Source organism: Geovibrio ferrireducens (assembly GCF_026226615.1).
In the GTDB taxonomy this organism is placed as follows: Bacteria; Chrysiogenota; Deferribacteres; order Deferribacterales; family Geovibrionaceae; genus Geovibrio; species Geovibrio ferrireducens.
Map to the genome: position 1 here is coordinate 288,494 of NZ_JAJAPB010000002.1, position 20,215 is coordinate 308,708.

Below are 20,215 nucleotides of genomic sequence, written 5' to 3' on the forward strand. Positions count from 1 at the left end.
TACAGGGTACGGCTGAAAAAATTTATGAAAAGCATAAAGCACTACATACTCGCTTCAACTCTTCTGACCGCGTTTCTGGTTTTCGCGGGTGTTTATACCATCAGCTCCTACTCCTATAATAAACTTCTCTTCGGCTACGCTGACAAGACCGCGCGGGTGATGCTTGAGCAGACATTCAACTCCCTGTACGTGGCTATGGAGCGCGGCGCATCGCGGGAGGAGCTTGAGTACATCATAGAGAACATCACAAAATCCTACGACAGCAGCGACATGAGCATAGAGATACACAGAGGCTACGCCGTGAGCGAGATGTTCGGCTACGTCCGCCAGAACGACCAGGACAGCCTCGTGAACGAAGCTTTCCGCTCCGGAGTTATGCGCACTCTTCATACCAGTGATTCACTCACCGAGGTTATGCCCGTCATCGCCGAGAAAAAATGCCTCACCTGCCATGACAATGTCATAGAAGGGGATGTTATAGGGGTGATTAAAACCACCCAGAATTTCTTTTTTCTTCAGGATAAAACAGCGCGGAACATAAGACTTCTGCTGATGATAATACTCCCCGTCCCTCTTTTTATCGGCATTGTTATATCCTTCTTTGTCTCCCGCAGGCTTAAACAGATGCTGGATAAGCTCCACTCCAGCATAAGCAACATTAACTCTGTGGAGGATCTGAAATCGGTCAGTTTACAGCGCAGCGACTACAGCCTTATGGAGGTTGCCGCCATAAACGAGGAGATTGAGGAACTGGCAGGAAGGCTGAGGAGCATAGCAACGGACAACGATACTCTCCAGTTTCAGATAAGGCTCATGGAACGCCTGGTCATCACCGCAGAGGCGATCACCGACTGGGTGGACTACACCAAGAAGCTCCTGCGCAGCGTAAACTCAGTTGTTTACTGTCAGGCACTTTTCGCTGTTTTCAAAACTGACGATACCTACGAATTTTTTGTTTTCTGGAACCACAACCCGGATACCGAAACAAAAATGGCCTTTGAGGAAGCCGTTTTTGATATACCCATGCTGAAAGCTATTTTCAGCGACAGCCCCCCGTCCATAAAACACTACGTGGCCGAAATGGGTAAGGACATAGTGCGCATGAGTAAGGAAGAGATAGCCTCCCAGCTTAAAAACCTCACCTTCCCCGAAAGGCGCATCGGCAACATAACGGGCATAGGAATACAGACCCCTTTTAATGAGGATAAATCAAAATCGATCGTTGTGGACAGCATACTCACCACCCTGATGAACGTTGTGGGTTCGGTGAAGGCTATCCACCTTTACACCAAGGATGTGGAATTTTTCGCCACCAGAGATCCCCTGACAAACCTCCACAACCAGCGCATGTTCTGGGATCTGCTAAAGGCTGAAACCAAGCGTGCGGAAAGGCATAAGTCATGGTTTTCCCTTGTGGTTCTTGATTTTGACAACTTCAAGCTGATTAACGATGTTTACGGACATGCCTTCGGCGACAAGCTCCTCCAGAGGTTCGCTGAGAGACTCAGAAGCACCAGCAGGGAGGAGGACATAGTAGCCCGTTACGGAGGTGATGAATTCACACTCATCCTCCCCGAAGCGGATGAGGAAAATGCATACACAGTAGTTCAGCGGATTAAGGAAAACCTTGATGCAGTGAACGTTCTTGCGCCTGACGGAAAAAACATAAAGGCCACGACCTCCATAGGAATAGCCAGCTACCCCTTTCATGCAGATGAGGACAAGAAGCTTTTCCTTGTTGCCAGCAACATGATGTATAAAGCGAAAAGAGAAGGAAAAAACCGGATCTGCGCCCCCACCGGAGAGGATATTATAAATAGCCTCAAGGAGATGGGCGTTAAAAACCAGATTATTCTCAATGCGATAGAAAACAAAAGCCTTATCCCCTATTTCCAGCCCATAATGTCGCTCACGGATAACAGTGTTTCCGTTCATGAGCTTCTCATGCGCATACCGGTAAACGGGCGTATAATGCCCGCAGCGGAGTTTATAGACGATGCGGAAGCCATGGGTGTCATGCACAGAATGGATCTTATGCTTATGGAGAAAGCATTCGCCGAAATCAGAAAAGCGGGTTATAAAGGCTTCCTGTTTATCAATCTCTCACCGAAATCCCTGATGATGGAGGAATTTGCGGTGCAGATACTCAGCCTTACACTAAAATACGGTATAGACAAATCAAAAATAGTGTTCGAAATAACGGAAAGAGAGACTGTAAAAAACATATCTCTCCTTGCACATTTTATAATGAAGCTCAAGAACGAGGGGTTCATGTTTGCCATTGATGACTTCGGCTCAGGTTTCTCTTCCTTCCATTACATAAAGAATTTCCCCATTGACTTCATAAAGATAGAAGGGGATTTCATACGCAATATCCTGAGCGATGACGTGGACAAAGCCTTTGTAAAAAGCGCGCTGACACTCGCTGAGGAACTGAACATACGCACCGTTGCCGAATATGTGGAAAACGGCGAGGTTCTCGCTTCCCTGAAGGAACTGGGCGTGGATTATGCTCAGGGCTATTTTATCGACAAACCCGCGCCCGCTCTTCTGGAAAACAACACTTTTAAAACCTTCTAAGCCCTGCGGAGCCTGTAGGAGGCAGATTCAAGAGCCTCATAAAGAGCCTCCGGGAGCTCCCCGCTGTTTCTCTCTGTCTGTTTCAGCGCCTCTGCCAGAGAATCTGCAAGACGGAGCAGATCCTTCCCGCCGGAAGCGTCCTTCACCATATCAAAAAGCCTTTTAGCCACAGAGTCCACACTGTAGTAGCCCCTGCCCTTTACAAGGTCTTCCAGCCTGTCCAGCTCGCCGTCATCCCCGCCGAAGCCGTATTCATCCTCAAACCAGCTTTCATCACCGCCGGATAAAAGCTCCTCATAGGCAGACCATGTTTCCGCCATTTCATCGAATATTCTGGCCGCTCCGGCTATAACTGCCGCCTGGGCCTCTTTGAATCCGCTGCCTGTTTTTTCAAGAAGAATTTCTTCAAAATCAAGACCTTCCGTCTTCTGCTCCTTATGGGGAGAGGAAACGGTATTGTCCTGCTTCAGACCTTTAATGGTCTGATTCAGCCTTATGTCCATTTTTCACCTCAAAATACTGTCCGTAAAATCCCGTCGGTGAAGGTTGCGCCGAAATCATCCTCCGGGATCGATCCAATCGGCGATCAGAAAGCTGATCTTTAAGAATAATTTACGATCATGCGTTAAAAAAGATCATGCCCGGAGTTTAAGCTTTTAATGGAAATAGTTTGCAATGCCTGTTGAAAACAGTGCTTAAAAATTATATGGTGGTTGAGAACACGGAGGGGATCATGAGCCTTGGCGAAGAACTGAAGAATGTTGAGCTTTTTTCAAAGATTGAATCAAACAAGCTTGAAAAAATAGCCCAGTCACTCAAAACCAAAAAGTTCAATAAGGAAGAAACCGTTCTTCATAAAGGGGATGCCGGCACTGAGCTGTGCATTGTTCTTTCCGGTTCTTTCCGTGCCGTTCTCATTGACGAGGACGGGGACGAAATCCTCCTGCACCGCTTCGGCAAGTATGACATATTCGGCGAGTTCAGCCTCATAGACCAGAAAGAACGCGCCGGGACAATCATAGCAGATGAGGAGTCAAGCCTCTGCAAAATAGGCAGAGAGCCATTCCTCCGCCTTATGAGGGAGGAGCCGGAGGTTGCCATAACCATGCTCCAGATCCTTGTGGGCAGGCTGCGGAAGGCGGATGAGCTCATAGAGTCCCTCGCGTTTCTGAATGTTAAGGAAAGGATATTAAAGCAGCTTTTTGACATTGCCAAGGAAAACGGCGAGAAAAACGGCAGCTATATCAGGATAAAAAAGCTCACCCATCAGGAAATAAGCTCCATGATCGGCGCGTCCAGAGAATCTGTCACCAAGTGCATGAAAATCCTGAACCTTGAAGGGCATGTGAAAATGAAAGGGGACAACCTTTACCTTAAGGAGCCTTCTCTTTTTTATTAGCTTTTTCGGTGAAGTACTGGCAGGGCATGCCGGAAGATCTGAAAACGGAGAGCGAGGGCATAAGCTTTGACTTGAAACCCAGTATCCTGCATCCGTGGGGCATCCCCTCTTCCCATGTCACGTAATAGCCTTCGCACTTGTAGCAGTTCACTCTTTTCATCTTTTTAAAACCTGACCCCTTGTATCTGATTTCAGGGATGATATATTATCAGTAATTCAAAATAAGTTAAAGAGGTTAAAATGTTTGCCCTGTATTCCCCCGATATTCTCAGCAGTAAAGACAAACAGATAAAAGAAGCAATAGATAACGCAAAACAGCTTGCAAACGAGCTTTGCAGGCAGGAAAACCCCACTTACGACAGCTTTATGAAGCCTCTGGAAAAGACAGGTGCGGAAATCTCGAAGCTGTTCTTCCCTGTTGGGCACTTAAACAGCGTATGCAACAGCAAAGAAACTCAGGAGCTCTACGCCGCCTGCATCCCTCTATTAAGCGACTACTCCACATGGTTTAACCAGAACGCGGAGATAATGAAAGCGGTTAAAAGAATCGCGGAAACAGAAGACCTCACCCCCGCAAGGCGTAAATCCGTTGAGGATTCCCTCCGCAGTTTCAGGCTGGGCGGCGTTGACCTGCCTGAGAATAAAAAGCAGCGTGTAAAAGAGATCGCCCTTGCACTGAGCGAACTCGGAAACGCCTTTTTCCAGAACCTGCTGAACGCCACAGCGGCATATGAACTTGAGATAACCGACCCGGCGGACATGGAAGGGATACCTGAAAGCGACCTTGCCGGAATGAAGACCGAAAACGGCTGGAAGCTCACCCTCCAGATGCCTGTCTACATTGCCTACATGACCCACGGCAGAAACAGAGAAATAAGGGAAAAGCTCTACAAAGCTTACTGCACAAGAGCGCCCGAAAACGGCGGTGTTATAGAAAACACAATGCGTCTGCGCCATGAACTGGCACAGCTCACAGGATTTGAGAACTATGCGGAATACTCCCTCGCATCAAAAGACGCAAACAGTCCGGCGGATGTGCTCAGGCTCCTTGAAACACTCCTTGAGCGCGTGAAAAAACCTGCCGAAAAAGAGATTGAAGAACTCAGGACATTCTTCGGGCAGGAGATTGAGAGCCATGACTTCATGTTTGTCTCTGAACAGTACAAGAAGCACCTTTACGGATTTGATGAAGAACTCTACCGCCCGTATTTTGAAAAAAACAATGTCATAAACGGAATGATCAGCTTTCTGGACAAGGTTTTCTCTCTCAGGTTTGAGAAGAAAGATGTTCCCGTATGGCATGAAAGCGTAACAGTTTACGATATTTCAAGGGACGGGCACGAATTTGCCCGCCTCTACATGGACATGGAAGCCCGCAAAGAAAAGCGGGACGGAGCATGGATGAACGACTGGGTGACAAGACACACAGAGGACGGACAGGTTATTCCCGCCACTGCAATCATAGCCGCCAACTTCCCCTCCGCAAAGGACGGCCGTCCGTCGCTCCTCAGACACAGGGATGTGGTAACTCTCTTCCATGAAATGGGGCACGCCCTGCACCACCTTTGCAGCGAGATTGACGAGGCGGATGTGAGCGGCATAAACGGTGTGGAGTGGGATGCAGTGGAATTTCCTTCACAGTTTCTGGAGCTTTTCGCCTATGAGGAGGACGTACTGTCCATGTTCGCAAAACATTATCAGACAGGGGAAATCATCCCCGCTGAGATGGTGGGAAGGCTGAAAGATGTACGCAGCTACCATGCGGCGCTTGTTATCCTCAGACAGATAGAATTCGGCATGTTTGACATGCTGATACACCAAAAACCCTGCACAGAGGCTGAGGTTCAGGAGATTCTTGACAAGGTGCGCGAAAAAACATCGCTGATAAAGCCGCCCTCATACAACAAATTCCAGAACGGATTCAGCCACATATTCTCCGGCGGGTACGCCGCAGGCTACTACAGCTATAAATGGGCGGAGCGCATGAGCGCGGATGCCTTTATGGAATTCAGAAAACAGGGAATCTTCAACAGGGAACTGGCTGACAGATATTTCGGTATCATCCTGAAAAACGGCGGCAGCCGCAAAGCCATGGAACTCTACCGTGAGTTCATTGGCCGTGAGCCCGGTATTGAAGGGATGCTCGAACTGGAAGGGATTAAGGCATAAGCCGCTGTCACTTTTTTATCATCAACAAAAAAACCCCTCCGTTAAGAGGGGTTTTCTGTATAATTCAGATTTTTATCGGTTCAGTTCAGATCATCAGGCTCACAACATTGTAAGCGATGATTGATACAACAAATGCGAACACAGTATAGCCGACAAGAGCAAAAGCCGTCCATTTTCTGCTGCCTGTCTCCTTGTTTATGACAGCGAGTGTCACGAAGCAGGGTGAGTAAAGCATTGTAAACAGAAGGAATGCCACTGCTGTTGCAATTGACCATGAGGGGTCGCTGGCGAGTCTGGCTGACAGAGGCTCTGATTCCTCAGCATCAACCTCACCGAGAGAGTATGCAGTGCCGAGGGTGGAAACCACAAGCTCTTTCGCTGCGATACCTGCAATGATAGAGATGTTTGTTCTCCAGTCAAATCCGGCAAGCTGTGTTACAGGCTCAAAGAAAGTGCCTATTCTGCCTGCGTATGAGCCTCTGAGTTCCTCGGAAAGCGCGGCGTTTTCAATTTCAGCTATGGCTTCCGCCTGAGCTTCCTCGTCTGCTACTGTGCTTTCAACCTGAGCTATCTGGTCTTCATAGTACGCGCTTCTCTCTTCGCTCATTCCGGGGAATGTCATCAGAGCCCACAGGATGACAGACACAGCAAGGATTATAGTACCTGCTTTTTTGACGTACATCCATGTCTTTTCCCATGCGTGAAAGAGAAGGCCTTTAACTGTGGGCATCCTGTAAGGGGGAAGCTCCATAATGAAAACCGACTGCTCGCCTTTCACTATGGTAAGTCCGAGAACCTTCGCCATGAGAAGAGCAAGCGCCCAGCTTCCCAGAGTGATGCCGAGCATCATTCCGCCTTTGTTGCCGGGCCAGAATGCCGCTATAAGAAGAGCATAAACCGGAAGCTTCGCACCGCACGCCATAAAAGGAGTGGTGAGAATCGTCAGGAGTCTTTCTTTGGGGCTTTTGATAGTTCTTGCAGCCATTACACCGGGGATTGCGCATCCGCCAGCTATACCGCCGCCGACTATGTAGGGAACAACAGAGCTGCCCTGAAGGCCGAAAGCACGGAAAACACGGTCAAGCATGTAGGCAATCCTTGTCATGTAGCCGGTGTCCTCAAGGATGGCAATGATGAAGAACATGAACAGAATCAGCGGTGCAAAACCGAGAACCCCGCCTACGCCGTCTATAATACCTGAAATAACAAGCGATTTAAGCAGACCGTCGGGAAGAAGCGCATCAGCAGTATCTCCCATCCAGCCGAAGAGGCTTTCAAGCCAGCCCACGGGTGTTTCGCTTGCCCAGAATGTAAATTCATAAAGACCATAGAGAACGGCAAGCATTATAAAGGGGCCGAGAACTCTGTTAGTGAGCACCTTATCAGCCTTATCAGAAAGATAAAGCCTCTCCATTTCGTTCTCTTTTTTAACCACGTCTTTCAGAACGGATCTGAGGTAGCCGTATCTGTAGTCCGCTATGATTATTTCGGGGTAAGTGTCGAGTGTTTTTTTAAGGTGCTTTTCAACTCTTTCAACTATTGCGGTGAGTTTTCCGTGAACATCGGCGAACGCTTCGCCCTTTTTCATTATTTCCGCATCGTTTTCAAGATATTTAATGGCAGTCCACCTTGAGGGGTAGCTGTCTGTGAGGAAGGATTTCTCATTGATGATCGCTTCCATTTCCTCAAGTGCAGGGTCAAGGTCGCTTCCGTAGGATATTCTGAACTCTCTTTTTTCGGACTTGAACTTAAGAATGCCCTCAAGAAGCTCTTTTTTGCCCACGCCGTCCCTTGCTATTGTTTTAATAACCGGAACACCGAGTTTTTTAGAAAGAAGCTCAGCATCCACACGGATATTTCTCTTCTCCGCCATGTCTATCATGTTGAGCGCCACAACCACAGGCTTGTTAAGCTCCATAAGCTGAACAGCAAGGTAAAGGTTACGCTCAAGGTTTGAGGCATCAACAACATCTACTATAACATCAGGGTTAGTGGTGGTGATAAAGTCTCTGGCTACCACTTCCTCAAGGGAATAAGCGGTGAGAGAGTAGGTTCCGGGAAGGTCAGTGAGGATGATTTCGCTTCCGTCGTAGCTGATTCTGGCTTCCTTCTTCTCAACTGTAACTCCGGCATAGTTCGCCACTTTGTAGTGCGTGCCGGCGATAAGGTTGAAAAGGGTTGTTTTTCCGCTGTTGGGGTTGCCCGCCAAAACTGCTTTCAATGCTGACATATAATTACCCCTTCACTTCAACGTAGATATTGTCCGCTTCGCTGTTGCGGAGTGTAACCACAGTATCATTAACTTTCAGCGCAACCGGGTCATACAGAGGAGCTCTGCCCGTAACAAAAACCTCCGCTCCGACAGAAATACCTATGTCTCGGATGCGGCGGCAAATCTCGCCTTCACAGTTTATTTTTGTTACCGTTCCTTTCTGGTTTACTTTCATATTTCTTAATAAGACTTCCAAATTAACCTCCTCCAATTTTACTTAGAGTGCCTATTCAAATTTTGGATTCTAAAATTAATTAGTGCTATATAACTATGTATCATCTATGTCAATAGAGAAAATTCAATTGAAAACACATATCAATCAGCTTTTTGAAGTCTTTTTGAACCCTAGTTCCTGACATATATCTTCTTTTTTCACCAGTGCAATTTTTTTGGCTGCTGCATAAATATAAAATTACCAAGAATTTTATTGCCACATTCAAACTTATATACTAAAACCTAAATTTATTATCTATATCTAACAAAGAAAGAGATACCAGGTGAAGCATGCCGGAAACTGAAATTCTGACATTGTCCGAGATGAAGACAAACGAAAAAGCACGCATAAAAAACTACAGCGCGAAAGGGCTTCTGAAACAGAAGCTTTACAATATGGGGTTCATCCCCGGCTCGGAGATACTCATGGTGCGCACTGCACCCCTGATGGACCCTATTGAGGTTATGGTTCAGAACTACTTCGTAACTATCAGGAAAGAAGAAGCCGGAATAATAGAAGTGGAACTGATATGATAAAGGTTGCCCTTGCCGGACAGCCCAACTGCGGCAAGTCCACTATATTCACAATGCTCAGCGGAGTTAATCAGCACATAGCCAATTATCCGGGTGTCACTGTGGATAAAAAAACCGCTGTGATGAGCCACGGCGGAACAAAGATTGAGCTTGTTGACCTTCCGGGAACTTACTCCTTCAGCTCATTCTCCCTTGAGGAGCGCGTGGCTAAGGATTACCTGATAAATGAGAGCCCCGATGTCATCATCAACGTAATAGATGCCTCCAATATCAAACGCAGCCTGTATTTGACCTTCCAGCTTCTGGAGCTTGGGATTCCGGTTGTGCTTGTGCTTAATATGGCTGATGTCGCCAAAAGACGCGGCATGGAAATTGATGTGAAAAAACTGTCCGAACTGCTCCGGGTAAAAGTTGTTGAGGCTGTGGGCTCCAGAAACATAGGCAGAAAAGAGATACTCAGCGCGGTCACCGATGTCGGTTCATGTGGCGCTGTGGATTTTGAAATAAACTATGAAGAGCTTGAACAATACATAGCGAAATACACAGGCAGGATTAAGACTGATTCGGCAATATCTCCCAGATGGTTTGCCATAAAAGCCCTTGAGGCTGATGAGGCTGTACTAGCGAAAACTGGCATAACAAAGGAAGAGATGGAGGATGAGTACAGAAAGATACATTCAGCCCACGATCTGGATATTGATTCCTTCCTCGCTGCAATAAGATACCAGAGTGCTGACTACCTCTACCACAAATGCGTAAAGGAAACCGCGGCAGGAAAAGAAACCCTCACCTCAAAGGCGGATAAAATAATCCTGAACAGATGGCTTGCCTTCCCTTTTCTCGCCGGGGTAATCTATCTGGTTTACCAGCTCTCCATAGTTATGGGATACAAGCTAACGAACTACACATGGCCTTATCTTGCCATGCTGAAAAACCTTATAATATCCGTTCTGCCGGAGCCTCAGTTTATCGATGTACCGATACTCACCGACTTCGGAATCTGGATGACGAACAGCGCCCTTGCCCTTCTCAACTATGTGCCTATCTTCCTCATCCTCTTTGCGCTGATCGCAGTCATTGAGGACATAGGCTACATGCCCCGCATTGCCTTCATACTGGACAGGGTTTTCAAACGTTACGGGCTGCACGGTCAGTCCACCCTTCCCCTTGTTCTCGGCGGCGCTTTTGTGGGCGGCTGCGCTGTTCCCGGAGTCATGGCTACTAAAGGGATAGCGGATGAACGGGCGAGGCTCGCCACTGTGCTTACCGTGCCTTACATGAACTGCCTGGCAAAAGTTCCGTTTTATGCCCTCCTCCTCGGTGCGTTTTTTGAGGAGCAGATGACGCTTATGATGTTTTTTATCTCCACAGTAACTATCTTCATAGCCCTCACTGTGGCGCGTCTGCTTACCCTGACATTTCTCAGAAACAGGGAGACAGCCCCCTTTGTCATGGAACTTCCCCCTTATCATCTGCCTACATTGAAAGGGGTTGTGCTCAGGGCATTCCAAAGGGTCTGGGTATATATAAAAAAGGTGGGCGGCATAGTTCTCGCAGTTGCTGTGGTACTGTTCGTTCTATTGCAGTTTCCGGGTATTTCACCTGAAAAAGAGGCTGAAATAAACGCTCAGGCTGATGCAGCAATGCAAAAATTTGCGGATAATGCCGGAAAGACCCAGTATGCGGAAATTCTGGGAGAGAAAGAGAATATCCATAAGCTGATAAACCTTTACAACACATACAGGGCGCAGAAAATGACAGCATCCTCCCCCGAAGCAGCGGAGAGGATTGATGCGGCGCTGAAAGCGGAACACCCGCTTCTGACAGGTTTCATCGTGCCGGAAAACGATGAGCAGAGAGCAGTCAGCAGAGAGGTCAGAACCCTTTCCCGCACGGGGCAGACACTTCTGAACGAAATAAAGACAGAGAAGATACAAACCTCCTTTCTGGGCATGTTCGGCCGCTCATTAGAGCCGCTCACACAGTTCGCAGGATTTGACTGGCGTGTGAATGTGGCATTTCTAAGCTCATTCGCCGCCAGAGAAAGCGCTGTCGCAACCCTCGGCTCAATATACGAAACAGGCATGGCTGATCAGAGAGCGGAAGAGGCCATGTCGTCCGACGGGCTATATACACCGCTGCACGCTGTCGCCATGCTGATATTCATGATACTGACCCCGCCCTGCATAGCCACAATGATCGTGGTGCGCATGCAGACAGGCTCATACAGATGGATGATGTTTGCCATTTTCTTCCCTATGGTTCTGGGCGTGGCGGCAGCATCTGTTTTCTTCACCCTTGGCGGAGCTTTCAGCCTGACAGGGGTGGAAACCATGCTGGCGTTCTATCTCCTCATGGCGGGCTCAGCACTTACTGCAGGCTTCATAAAGGGCAGACCCGTCAACTGGAAAGGCGGCTGCCTGAAACAGGACTCATAAAGCCCCAATGAGGGCAGAAATAAAAAAGAGGTGGACTCATGAAAAAATTAATCATCGTTCTTGCGGTAGTACTCACCGCGTCAATGGCTTTTGCCCATACTGCACTTATGGCATGCTTCGCAGAAGGTGAAGGCAAAGTGACATGCGAAGGCGGTTTCAGTGACGGCAGCAGCGCAGCGGGTTCAAAGTTCCGCGTTGAACAGAACGGAAAGACAGTATTCGAAGGCAAGTTTGACCAGAACAGCGAAATAACCTTCGCCAAGCCTGCCGGAGAATATCAGGCTGTGCTTGACGCTGGTGACGGTCACAAAGTTATCGTGAAAAGCAAGGACATCAACTAGACAGTGCTTCTGCCTGCATCCTGCGGCATAAGCACACACGCTCGCGCCGTGATGAACACGGCTTCGCTTCGCACGGCGAGGCATACATCCCTGTATGCCGGGGGAACAACCAGACAGTGCTTCTGTCTGCATCCTGCGGCATAAGTACACACGTTTTCAGGTCATCCTGAACCCGCAGGGGTGAAGGATCTCAATCTGAGAAAGCGTAGTTACCTGTTACGGAGCTTGAGACTCTTCACTCTGTTCAGAGTGACTCATGAATGGAAAATTGAAAACCGGAAACAAAAAAGGCGGGGTCATGCCCCGCCTGTCTCTCAAAGTCTGAAAATATCTTAGAACTTAACTTCCGCGCTGGATTCCCACAGACCGTGGATGTTACAGTAGCTTACTGCCACAAGTGTTCCGGGGGCGTTCAGCTTAACTTTAGCCGTGCCGAAGGGGTCTGTGTAGGCGGGTCCCTGATTGGCGCCTTTTGTGGATTCGCCGTGGGCTACAAATTCGAATTTGGCAAGCTGGGTAACAGGGCCTTCACCTTCGGGTTTGAAGTAGAGGGCTATCCAGTTGATGAAGTGCTCTGTCGTGTTGGGGTGGGCGATCTCTTTTCCCACTGAAACCGTAACGAAGAAGGGCTCACCGGCCTTTACATCAGCGGGGAGTTCGATAACCGGAACGTGTTTTTCGCTCTTGAAGTCTGCGCTTTTAACAAATTGTCCTATTGCCATTTTGCTGCCTCCTTGTAATTTATACATTTTAGTAAGTATATCACTTAAACTTGATGCATACATCCTATCCCGCAATTAATATTTTTGCAAGATATTAATACTAATTTAATCCTGTTTCCTATCTATTTTATAACAAAGTACTTCGCATGGCGGTTATGAACCACGATTGCGCTTGTGGTAAATTCGGGAACCATCTCCCCGTTTTCCGTAACGTGTATGCCCAGCATATCCGCACTCAGCATATCCGCAATCACCGCATTGCCGTCCAGATCGGGGCATGCGGGATAGCCGAAGCTGTATCTGCGCCCCTGATACTTCATGGAGATAATGCCATCCGGCGTTTTTGCGTCCGCTCCGTCTATGCCCATCTCTTTTCTCATAACCTTGTGCCAGTACTCGGCCAGAGCCTCGGTGAACTCGGTGAAAAGGCCGTGATACATGAAATATTTTTTATAATCCCCAGCGGCATACAGCTTAGCGGAGAACTCCTCCGGCTTTTTGCCTATGGTGACAAGGCTCAGACCGACAACATCAAACCCCTTTTCCTTCGGCAGGAAATAATCCGCAAGGCAGAGCTTCGCGCCCTTGGTCTGGCGGGGGAGGAGAAAGCGGGTTTTCTCCGTCTTTTTATCTGCATCGTAAATAACCAGATAATCTCCGTCCGCATGGCAGGGAAAATATCCGTAGGAGACCGCAGGGTTCAGAAGCCCCTTTGCAATGGCGTTGCCGTAAATCTCCCTGTATTCAGGCAGGGCGGTTTCCATTATGAGGCGGTCGAACTCCTCTTCCGTCAGCCCTTTCTTTTTATATGACCATCTGTTTGTGAAAAGAGTCGTTTTATTGAGATATTTTTCCGGCCCGGCGGGGTCAATATCGAAAACAATTTTGCTGCCGTAAAAAGGCACTGACGGGATTTCTCCGAAAGTAATTGGCTCTGCCTGCTCCTCCACCGAGTCAAATGAGGCCTTCGCTCTGGCGGGTTTAGGGGCTTTTTTCGCCTCTGCCCTGCCGTCCAGAACCTTGAGTGCATCAAACGCGTCACGGCAGTAAAAAACATTGCCGGGCATTATGGTATCACATTCATTGGCGACAAAGCCTTCCGTAAGCGCCGCTCCGCCGAGGAGAATCTTCTTCTCCAGACCGTGTTTTTTAAGCTCTTCTATGTTCTCTTTCATTATAACCGTAGATTTTACAAGGAGGCCGCTCATCCCTATGGCATCCGCCCCCACCTCAACGGCTTTTCTGATCATCTCCTCCACAGGAACCTTGATCCCAAGGTTGTAGACGGTGAAGCCGTTGTTGGAGAGTATTATATCCACAAGGTTTTTGCCAATGTCGTGCACATCGCCTTTAACCGTTGCGAGAACAATTTTCCCTTTGGATTCTGTTTCATTCTTCTCCATGAAGGGTTCGAGGATTTTCACACCCTCTTTCATAACCTCTGCGGACTGGAGCACAAACGGAAGAAGCATTTTGCCGCTCCCGAAAAGCTCGCCCACCTCCTGCATTGCGGGAAGCATGAGATTGTTTATTATATCAATGGGCTTACGCTCCGCCATCAGAGCATCCAGAACCTCTTTCAGCCCCTTCTTTTCGCCGCGCAGAATCATGCGCCCCACCCTTTCGGACGGGGAGAGATCAGCGCCGGAACTGTCGTCCCGCACGTCTTCCCTGCCCTGAAAACGGTTTATAAATGCCGTGAGCGCGCCCTCTTTGCCGTGAATGAGATCAAGGCTCAGGCGCATGTCCTCATCATCTATCATTGCTGGCGGGAGAATCTTCCCGGCATGGACAATAGCCATGTCAAGCCCTGCCTTCACAGCTTCATGGAGGAAGACGGAGTTAAGAACGGGTCTGCTCTGCGCTGAAAGCCCGAAGGAAACATTGCTGAGCCCCAGAACTGTTTTAGCGCCTTTCAGCCTCTCTTTTATCATCCTGATGGCGTTCAGCGTTTCCACTGCCGCCATGGTCAGTGTCTCGTCCCCGCTGCCTATGGAGAATGTGAGGGGGTCGATTATTATATCCTCCGGCGGAAGCCCGTATTCGCCGCTCCATGTGTTATAGAGCCTTTCGGCTATGGCGAACTTTTCCGCCGCGGTCATTGCCATACCTTTTTCATCTATGGTGAGTGCTATTGAGGCCGCGGGAAATCTTTTTATCATCTTCAGGATAATGTGCAGTTTTTCCCCGCCGTCCTCGAAGTTTACGGAGTTGATAACCGGTTTTCCGCCGCAGAGTTTCAGCGCTTTTTCAATCACAGGCGGCTCAGTGGAGTCTATCACGATGGGAACGGTAAGCGTCTTGTTCAGCTCAAAGATGAAACTGCCCATGTCATGCGCCTCGTTCCTTCCTGCGTATGCCACGCACGCATCTATGAAATGTGCGCCTTCTCCTTCCTGATTTCTCGCAACGGACAGCATCCCGTCAGCGTCACCCGCAAGGAGCAGTTCGCGGAAGGCCTTGCTTCCGTTGGAGTTTGCCCTTTCGCCTATGAGGGATGGGGCAGGGTTCTGGCTGAGGGGCATGGATGAGTAAAGGCTGGCGCATACGCCCGTGTATGGCTTCCGCACAGGCTCCCTTCTTTTTTTGCCGTTAATCATCCCGCGCAGAGCCTTTATGTGCGCAGGGGTTGTTCCGCAGCAACCGCCCAGTATATTCACCGGATATTTATCCATAAGTTCGCCCGCTATAACGGCAAGCTTTTCCGGAGTCATGCTGTAGACTGTTTTTCCGCCTATATTTTCCGGCAGACCCGCATTAGGTATGCAGGATATGTCGCCGTTCCAGTTCTCTGAAATTGTCTTTACGGGGCCGAACATCATGTCCGGTCCTGTGGCGCAGTTAAGCCCCACGGAGTGAACAGGGTAGCCGCTGAGCACTGTGCACACCGCAGAAAGGTCGGTTCCCATCAGCATGCTGCCTGTGCTTTCCACAGTCACCGAAACCATTACGGGCAGATCCGCCCCCTTCTCCCCAAGGGCATCAAATACGCCGAGGAGCGCGGCCTTAACCTGAAGCAGATCCTGACAGGTTTCTATTATGAGCAGGTCAACTCCGCCCTCTATAAGGCTTTTTGTCTGGCGGAGATACATCCGGTGCATATCGTCAAAGGAGATTTGCCCAAGGCTGGGAAGCCTTGTTCCGGGGCCTATGGAGCCTGCGGCGAATTTTCCGTATTCCCGTGCGGCTTTTACCGCGATCTGAGCGCCCCTGAGGTTAAGCTCATCCACCATGTCCTCAAGGCCGTACTCCCGCATTACAAGCTCGGTTCCGCCGAAGGTGTTTGTCTCCGCAACATCCGCTCCGGCTTCCAGATAGCTTTTGTGGATAGATTCTATGATATGCGGCGCTGCGATGTTAAGCCATTCGCTGCAGCCGCTTTTTCCCTGCCATATATCTTCGCCGATGTCAAAATTCTGTATGGACGTGCCCATGGCTCCGTCAAAGAGAACTATATTTTCCGAGGCGAATTTTCTGAACATAACTGCTCCTTTGCATATGCGTGCGCTTTTAATTGAGGGGTGATTATAGTATCATTATAAAATAAAATACGGCAACTGTTTATAGGTGACAGATGATACAGGGCGAAAGGATTGTCAGCCTGAATAAGCCCTCTGCGGGCGGAAAGTACATTCTCCTCTGGATTCAGCAGGCGCAGAGAACAAGGTTTAACCATGCCCTTGAGTTTGCGGTTAGGCAGGCCAATGAGCTAAGACTGCCTCTGTTTGCCTGTTTTGTGATAACTGACGGCTTTCCGGGGGCAAACCTCCGCCATTACACATTCATGCTTGAGGGTCTGAAAACGCTGGAGAAAAACCTGAAACAGCGGGGAATCAGCCTGATTTTCCGTAAGGGGAACCCGCCGGAGGAAGTGGTTAAGCTCGCCCGCAATGCTGAAATGATCGTAATGGACAGAGGATACCTGCGCATCCAGAAGGAGTGGCGGCGGCAGATAGGCAGAAATGCACCCTGTTCCGTGGTTCAGGTGGAGAGCGATGCCGTGGTTCCGGTGGAAACAACAAGCGGCAAAGAGGAATTTGCCGCCTATACCATCAGGCCGAAGATAAAAAAACAGCTTGATAAGTTCCTTGCCCCGCTTGAGCAGAGGGACTTAGTTATCAAGGATTTCAGACCGGACTGCGAAAGTACTGAGCCTGATGTCAATGCGCTGGACATTGACAAAACCGTTGCCCCCGTCTCCGCATTCATAGGCGGGGAGGATGAAGCGGCACAAAGGCTTAAAAGCTTCATCAGTGATAAGCTGGAAACATACGATGAGCTCCGCAATGACCCCGCAGAGGATGCGCAGAGCGGGCTGAGCCCTTATCTCCACTTCGGAAATATATCAGCAGTTGAAATAGCCCTCGCAGTTAAGGAGCATCCCAAGTCCGCCTCATTTCTGGAGGAGCTGATAATCAGGCGGGAGCTTGCCATGAACATGGTGAATTTTAACCCTGAGTATGACAGCCTCAGTCCCCTGCACCCTTGGGCTGTGCAGACGCTTGATGAACACAGAAATGACGCAAGACCATACATTTATACATTTCAAGAACTCGAAGGCGCACAGACCCATGACCCGGCGTGGAACGCGGCGCAGAGAGAGATGGTTCTCACAGGAAAAATGCACGGCTACATGCGTATGTACTGGGGTAAAAAGATAATCGAATGGACAGAATCACCGGAAGAGGCATACAGAGCAGCCATAACCCTGAACGATAAATACAGCCTTGACGGGCGCGACCCGAACGGCTTTGCGGGTGTTTTATGGTGTTTTGGCAAACATGACAGGCCGTGGCAGGAGCGGGCGGTTTTCGGCAAGGTGCGTTATATGAATTTTGCAGGACTCAAGCGTAAGTTTGATATAGAAAGCTACATCGGCAGATTTGCCTAGTGGATTCTGTCCCGCACTTTTTCAAGGTTAGCCCGGATTCGCCTTACAAGGGGGTGGGCGCTGCCGAAGGATGATTCCGCAACGGTATAAGCCTTTTCCAGAACATCGGATGCGTCATCCACTTCCCCTTTCCTGAAAAGGACATCGCCGAGGTTGTTCAGGTTAACCGCCATATCCTGCGGGTTCTCCTCATCTCTCATATTCAGTGCGCCTCTGCACAGAGTTTCCGCTTCGGCTAAATCACCTTTGCGGGAAACAACATAGGCAAGGTTAGCCATGTCCGTTGCCGTCTCCGCAGATTTCTCGCCGAATGTATTTACACTCTGCTCCAGAACTTTGCGGAAAAGAGCTTCCGCCTCTTCCATCTCCCCTTTCCTGAACTTGAGCGCAGCAAGGTTCGCAACACCGGTAAGGGTGGAAGGATGGGAGACTCCGAAGTTTTTCTCTTTTATTTTAAGAGCTTTTTCGTACATAACCTCTGCTTGGCCGTATTTTTCACGGCAGTAGTAAATATAGCCTAAGTTGTTGCAGTAGGCGGCAATAAGCGGGTGGTTGCCGCCGAGCTGTGCCTCTTTGGCCTCAAGCGCCCTGTAGAAAAGCGGTTCAGCAGAATCATACTCGCCCCTTCTGTAAAAGTAATAGGCAAGCTGGCTCAGGCTTTTAGCAGTTTCAGGGTGGCCGCCGCCGAGGGATTTTTCTCTGATTTCAAGGACTTCCTTAAACAGTTCGCATGCCCGTTCAAAATCGCCCGCCATTTCGCTTATGGCGGCCAGTTCGCCCATTGCCTTCACTGTCTCCTGATTTTCCCTGCCCAGCCTCTGTATATGCAGACGGAGAGAGCGTTCGCCTATATCCGCCGCTGTTTTGTAGTCCTTATTTTTCATGGCAAGAAGCGCAAGCTTCTGGAGATAGCGCAGGGTTTCCGGATGATCAGGCCCTTCTGTGCGCGATTTTATTTCGGCGTTCTTACCCATCATCTCAATGGCGGACTGATAGTCACCCTTGGCGGAATACATGGATGCAAGCCTGTTGCGGCTGCGCACTGTGTCCTGACTTTCCGCACCGCTCAGCTTTTCACGGATATTCACCATCCTCTTAAGGAGCGGTTCCGCCCTGCCGTAATCTTCCACATTCACATACATCTGCGCCAGCTTTTCCATGCAGAGGGCAGTGTAGGGATTTACAAGCCCCATCAATCCTTTGAGATACTCCACAACCTCGCCGTGGAGGTGTATCCAGAAGCCCATTTTGTCATTGGAAAAATGTTTCGCGTGGGAATCCATGAACCAGTCCACAAAGCCTTCACCGTCCAGAGCGGATTTTGCGTGGTAAAAGCATTCGCGGAAGCTGAGATAAAAGCCGTATGTCTTAAAAGAGCCTTTTTCCCTGTCTATCTTTTTGAGGTAAAAGTTGAAAAGTGCGTAATGCACATTATCTTTCTGGTCACTGTTGAGGGATGCGTAAATCTCATCCCGGAAAGGCTTTTTGAGAGCCGCGCAGTCCTGCCCGATGTTCGGGCTGACAGACGGGAGCATGCAGTAATCGCTGAATGTAAAGCTTACTCCTTCCGGCAGAAACTCGTAAACAAGGTACTCAAACACCTCTTTATTGAAGCAGCGGCACACGGAGAGAATGCGCGCCATATCCCCTTCCCGCCCTTCGGAAGAGGCGTTGTAGAAAAGTATGATCTCCTTTGCGCCGTACTCGACCTGATCCGGCTCCGGTTCCTTCCCCGTCTCCTTCTTCAGAGCGGAAAGCCCCGCGGCAAGAAGGGTGGTGAGCAGTTTGTCCCCCCTTGCGGAAGCAAAAACGGCATCGCACACTTTTTTATCTTTAATATCGTAATATCCTAGAAGGTATGCGGCATCATCCCTGTCAAAGGTTCCGGTCTCAAGCCTGCAAAGCTTCTCAGGGGCTTCATTCTCCGCCCATTCGGGCAGTTCACGCCCGGAAAGCACGAAAGTTACACCGGGCAGAAGAGCCATAAGCTCCTTCACCCACCTGTCTGCCCCCTGCTTTCTGCCGGAGCCGTTCTCACCGTATATATTTTCAAAGGAATCTATGGTCATTATACATTTTCTGCCCTGAAGAGCCAGACTGAGGTCTTTAGCCCACTGAGCGGTCAGCTTTCTGCGGACAGCCTCCGGCGTTTCCTCCAGCAGTCTGTTGAGTTCCGCTCCGCCGTCATTCTTCCACCATTCGGTGACCGCCGGTTTGCCTCTTTCCACTGTGAAGTAGAGCTTGTTTACAAACTCGTTCCCCTTTGCTCCGGCAACTCCCAGAACCTCGTTTATTATCTTGCTGTTGGTGTATAAATCCAGATCACGGTCCAGCTTCTTGTTCGGGTTTATGCGCACCAGATACAGCGCATAAGCCACATCAAAGAAACTGAAATTGATTTTATAATATTTTATGAGCTCATTGCGCAGGGCAAGCAGCCCAAGCTCACTGTCAATATTGACCTCAAGGGATAAGTCTATGGAAGCTGAAACCACGGACGGATCAGCAACTTCGGGCATAAGTCTCAGAGCGGAGAGAACCTCACTCTTGCCGGAGCCGCCGCTGCCTGAGATAAGTACAGTACCGCCTTCATTTCCGGTAAAAAAATCACGGAAAGCACCAGTATACTTCCCCATGCCCCTCAGTTCAAAATCCC

14 protein-coding genes are annotated in these 20,215 nt (G+C 49.2%); 7 read left to right on the plus strand and 7 right to left on the minus strand.

The genetic code is table 11. From position 1 onward, the window contains the following. Positions 1–24: 24 nt before the first annotated feature. Positions 25–2,580, plus strand: a complete 2,556-nt coding sequence (locus tag OSQ85_RS03335; protein ID WP_265821288.1) for a putative bifunctional diguanylate cyclase/phosphodiesterase — start codon at positions 25–27, stop codon at positions 2,578–2,580. On the opposite strand, the gene OSQ85_RS03340 is transcribed toward OSQ85_RS03335, so the two are convergent. Next, positions 2,577–3,083: a hypothetical protein gene (locus tag OSQ85_RS03340; protein ID WP_265821289.1), complete on the minus strand. Its 507-nt coding sequence runs from the start codon at positions 3,081–3,083 to the stop codon at positions 2,577–2,579. The two genes, OSQ85_RS03335 and OSQ85_RS03340, sit on opposite strands and share 4 nt — an antisense overlap. A 230-nt stretch (positions 3,084–3,313) precedes the next feature. On the opposite strand from OSQ85_RS03340, the gene OSQ85_RS03345 reads away from it, so the two are divergent. After that, the gene (locus tag OSQ85_RS03345; RefSeq protein ID WP_265821291.1) at positions 3,314–3,979 is read left to right on the plus strand and encodes a Crp/Fnr family transcriptional regulator; all 666 of its coding nucleotides are present in this window, start codon (positions 3,314–3,316) and stop codon (positions 3,977–3,979) included. Here the strand turns inward: OSQ85_RS03345 and OSQ85_RS03350 are convergent. Then, positions 3,954–4,139, minus strand: coding sequence for a uracil-DNA glycosylase (locus OSQ85_RS03350; protein ID WP_265821293.1), 186 nt, complete (start codon positions 4,137–4,139; stop codon positions 3,954–3,956). The two genes, OSQ85_RS03345 and OSQ85_RS03350, sit on opposite strands and share 26 nt — an antisense overlap. 80 nt (positions 4,140–4,219) lie before the next feature. Between OSQ85_RS03350 and OSQ85_RS03355 the strand changes: the two genes are divergently transcribed. Next, a complete protein-coding gene (locus OSQ85_RS03355) occupies positions 4,220–6,148 on the plus strand; it encodes a M3 family metallopeptidase (protein ID WP_265821295.1) in 1,929 nt (642 codons plus the stop codon). A gap of 85 nt (positions 6,149–6,233) precedes the next feature. Here OSQ85_RS03355 and feoB (OSQ85_RS03360) read toward each other — a convergent pair whose 3' ends face one another. Then, positions 6,234–8,378, minus strand: coding sequence for a ferrous iron transport protein B (gene feoB / locus OSQ85_RS03360; protein ID WP_265821296.1), 2,145 nt, complete (start codon positions 8,376–8,378; stop codon positions 6,234–6,236). A gap of 4 nt (positions 8,379–8,382) precedes the next feature. Further along, positions 8,383–8,616 carry a FeoA family protein gene (locus OSQ85_RS03365; protein WP_265821298.1) on the minus strand — a complete coding sequence of 78 codons (234 nt, stop codon included), beginning with the start codon at positions 8,614–8,616 and terminating at the stop codon, positions 8,383–8,385. 308 nt (positions 8,617–8,924) lie between these two features. Here OSQ85_RS03365 and OSQ85_RS03370 point away from each other — a divergent pair, with 308 nt between their 5' ends. Genes OSQ85_RS03370 through OSQ85_RS03380 form a run of 3 tightly spaced genes read left to right on the plus strand, consistent with a single transcriptional unit; the run spans position 8,925 to position 11,946 of the window. Further along, positions 8,925–9,167, plus strand: coding sequence for a FeoA family protein (locus tag OSQ85_RS03370; protein WP_265821300.1), 243 nt, complete (start codon positions 8,925–8,927; stop codon positions 9,165–9,167). Beyond that, positions 9,164–11,605 (plus strand): ferrous iron transport protein B, encoded by a 2,442-nt coding sequence (gene feoB / locus OSQ85_RS03375; protein ID WP_265821301.1) that lies wholly within the window; start codon positions 9,164–9,166, stop codon positions 11,603–11,605. The genes OSQ85_RS03370 and feoB (OSQ85_RS03375) overlap by 4 nt, the downstream gene beginning before the upstream one ends. A 38-nt stretch (positions 11,606–11,643) precedes the next feature. Beyond that, the gene (locus OSQ85_RS03380; RefSeq protein ID WP_265821303.1) at positions 11,644–11,946 is read left to right on the plus strand and encodes a hypothetical protein; all 303 of its coding nucleotides are present in this window, start codon (positions 11,644–11,646) and stop codon (positions 11,944–11,946) included. 332 nt (positions 11,947–12,278) lie between these two features. Here OSQ85_RS03380 and OSQ85_RS03385 read toward each other — a convergent pair whose 3' ends face one another. Next, positions 12,279–12,668: a class II SORL domain-containing protein gene (locus tag OSQ85_RS03385; RefSeq protein ID WP_265821304.1), complete on the minus strand. Its 390-nt coding sequence runs from the start codon at positions 12,666–12,668 to the stop codon at positions 12,279–12,281. Positions 12,669–12,790: 122 nt separating this feature from the next. Further along, positions 12,791–16,150: a methionine synthase gene (gene metH, locus OSQ85_RS03390; RefSeq protein WP_265821305.1), complete on the minus strand. Its 3,360-nt coding sequence runs from the start codon at positions 16,148–16,150 to the stop codon at positions 12,791–12,793. A 92-nt stretch (positions 16,151–16,242) separates the two neighbouring features. Here metH and OSQ85_RS03395 point away from each other — a divergent pair, with 92 nt between their 5' ends. Next, entirely contained in the window at positions 16,243–17,559 is a 1,317-nt protein-coding gene (locus OSQ85_RS03395) for a deoxyribodipyrimidine photo-lyase (protein ID WP_265821307.1), read from the plus strand. Here the strand turns inward: OSQ85_RS03395 and OSQ85_RS03400 are convergent. Next, positions 17,556–20,195, minus strand: coding sequence for a tetratricopeptide repeat protein (locus tag OSQ85_RS03400; protein WP_265821308.1), 2,640 nt, complete (start codon positions 20,193–20,195; stop codon positions 17,556–17,558). The genes OSQ85_RS03395 and OSQ85_RS03400 overlap by 4 nt on opposite strands. Positions 20,196–20,215 lie beyond the last annotated feature (20 nt).

Bases quoted from the DNA above. Each gene is read 5' to 3' on its own strand.
- OSQ85_RS03335 (WP_265821288.1), top strand. From the start codon at position 25: ATGAAAAGCATAAAGCACTACATACTCGCTTCAACTCTTCTGACCGCG.
- OSQ85_RS03340 (WP_265821289.1), bottom strand. From the start codon at position 3,083: ATGGACATAAGGCTGAATCAGACCATTAAAGGTCTGAAGCAGGACAAT.
- OSQ85_RS03345 (WP_265821291.1), top strand. From the start codon at position 3,314: ATGAGCCTTGGCGAAGAACTGAAGAATGTTGAGCTTTTTTCAAAGATT.
- OSQ85_RS03350 (WP_265821293.1), bottom strand. From the start codon at position 4,139: ATGAAAAGAGTGAACTGCTACAAGTGCGAAGGCTATTACGTGACATGG.
- OSQ85_RS03355 (WP_265821295.1), top strand. From the start codon at position 4,220: ATGTTTGCCCTGTATTCCCCCGATATTCTCAGCAGTAAAGACAAACAG.
- feoB (WP_265821296.1), bottom strand. From the start codon at position 8,378: ATGTCAGCATTGAAAGCAGTTTTGGCGGGCAACCCCAACAGCGGAAAA.
- OSQ85_RS03370 (WP_265821300.1), top strand. From the start codon at position 8,925: ATGCCGGAAACTGAAATTCTGACATTGTCCGAGATGAAGACAAACGAA.
- feoB (WP_265821301.1), top strand. From the start codon at position 9,164: ATGATAAAGGTTGCCCTTGCCGGACAGCCCAACTGCGGCAAGTCCACT.
- OSQ85_RS03380 (WP_265821303.1), top strand. From the start codon at position 11,644: ATGAAAAAATTAATCATCGTTCTTGCGGTAGTACTCACCGCGTCAATG.
- OSQ85_RS03385 (WP_265821304.1), bottom strand. From the start codon at position 12,668: ATGGCAATAGGACAATTTGTTAAAAGCGCAGACTTCAAGAGCGAAAAA.
- metH (WP_265821305.1), bottom strand. From the start codon at position 16,150: ATGTTCAGAAAATTCGCCTCGGAAAATATAGTTCTCTTTGACGGAGCC.
- OSQ85_RS03395 (WP_265821307.1), top strand. From the start codon at position 16,243: ATGATACAGGGCGAAAGGATTGTCAGCCTGAATAAGCCCTCTGCGGGC.
- OSQ85_RS03400 (WP_265821308.1), bottom strand. From the start codon at position 20,195: ATGGGGAAGTATACTGGTGCTTTCCGTGATTTTTTTACCGGAAATGAA.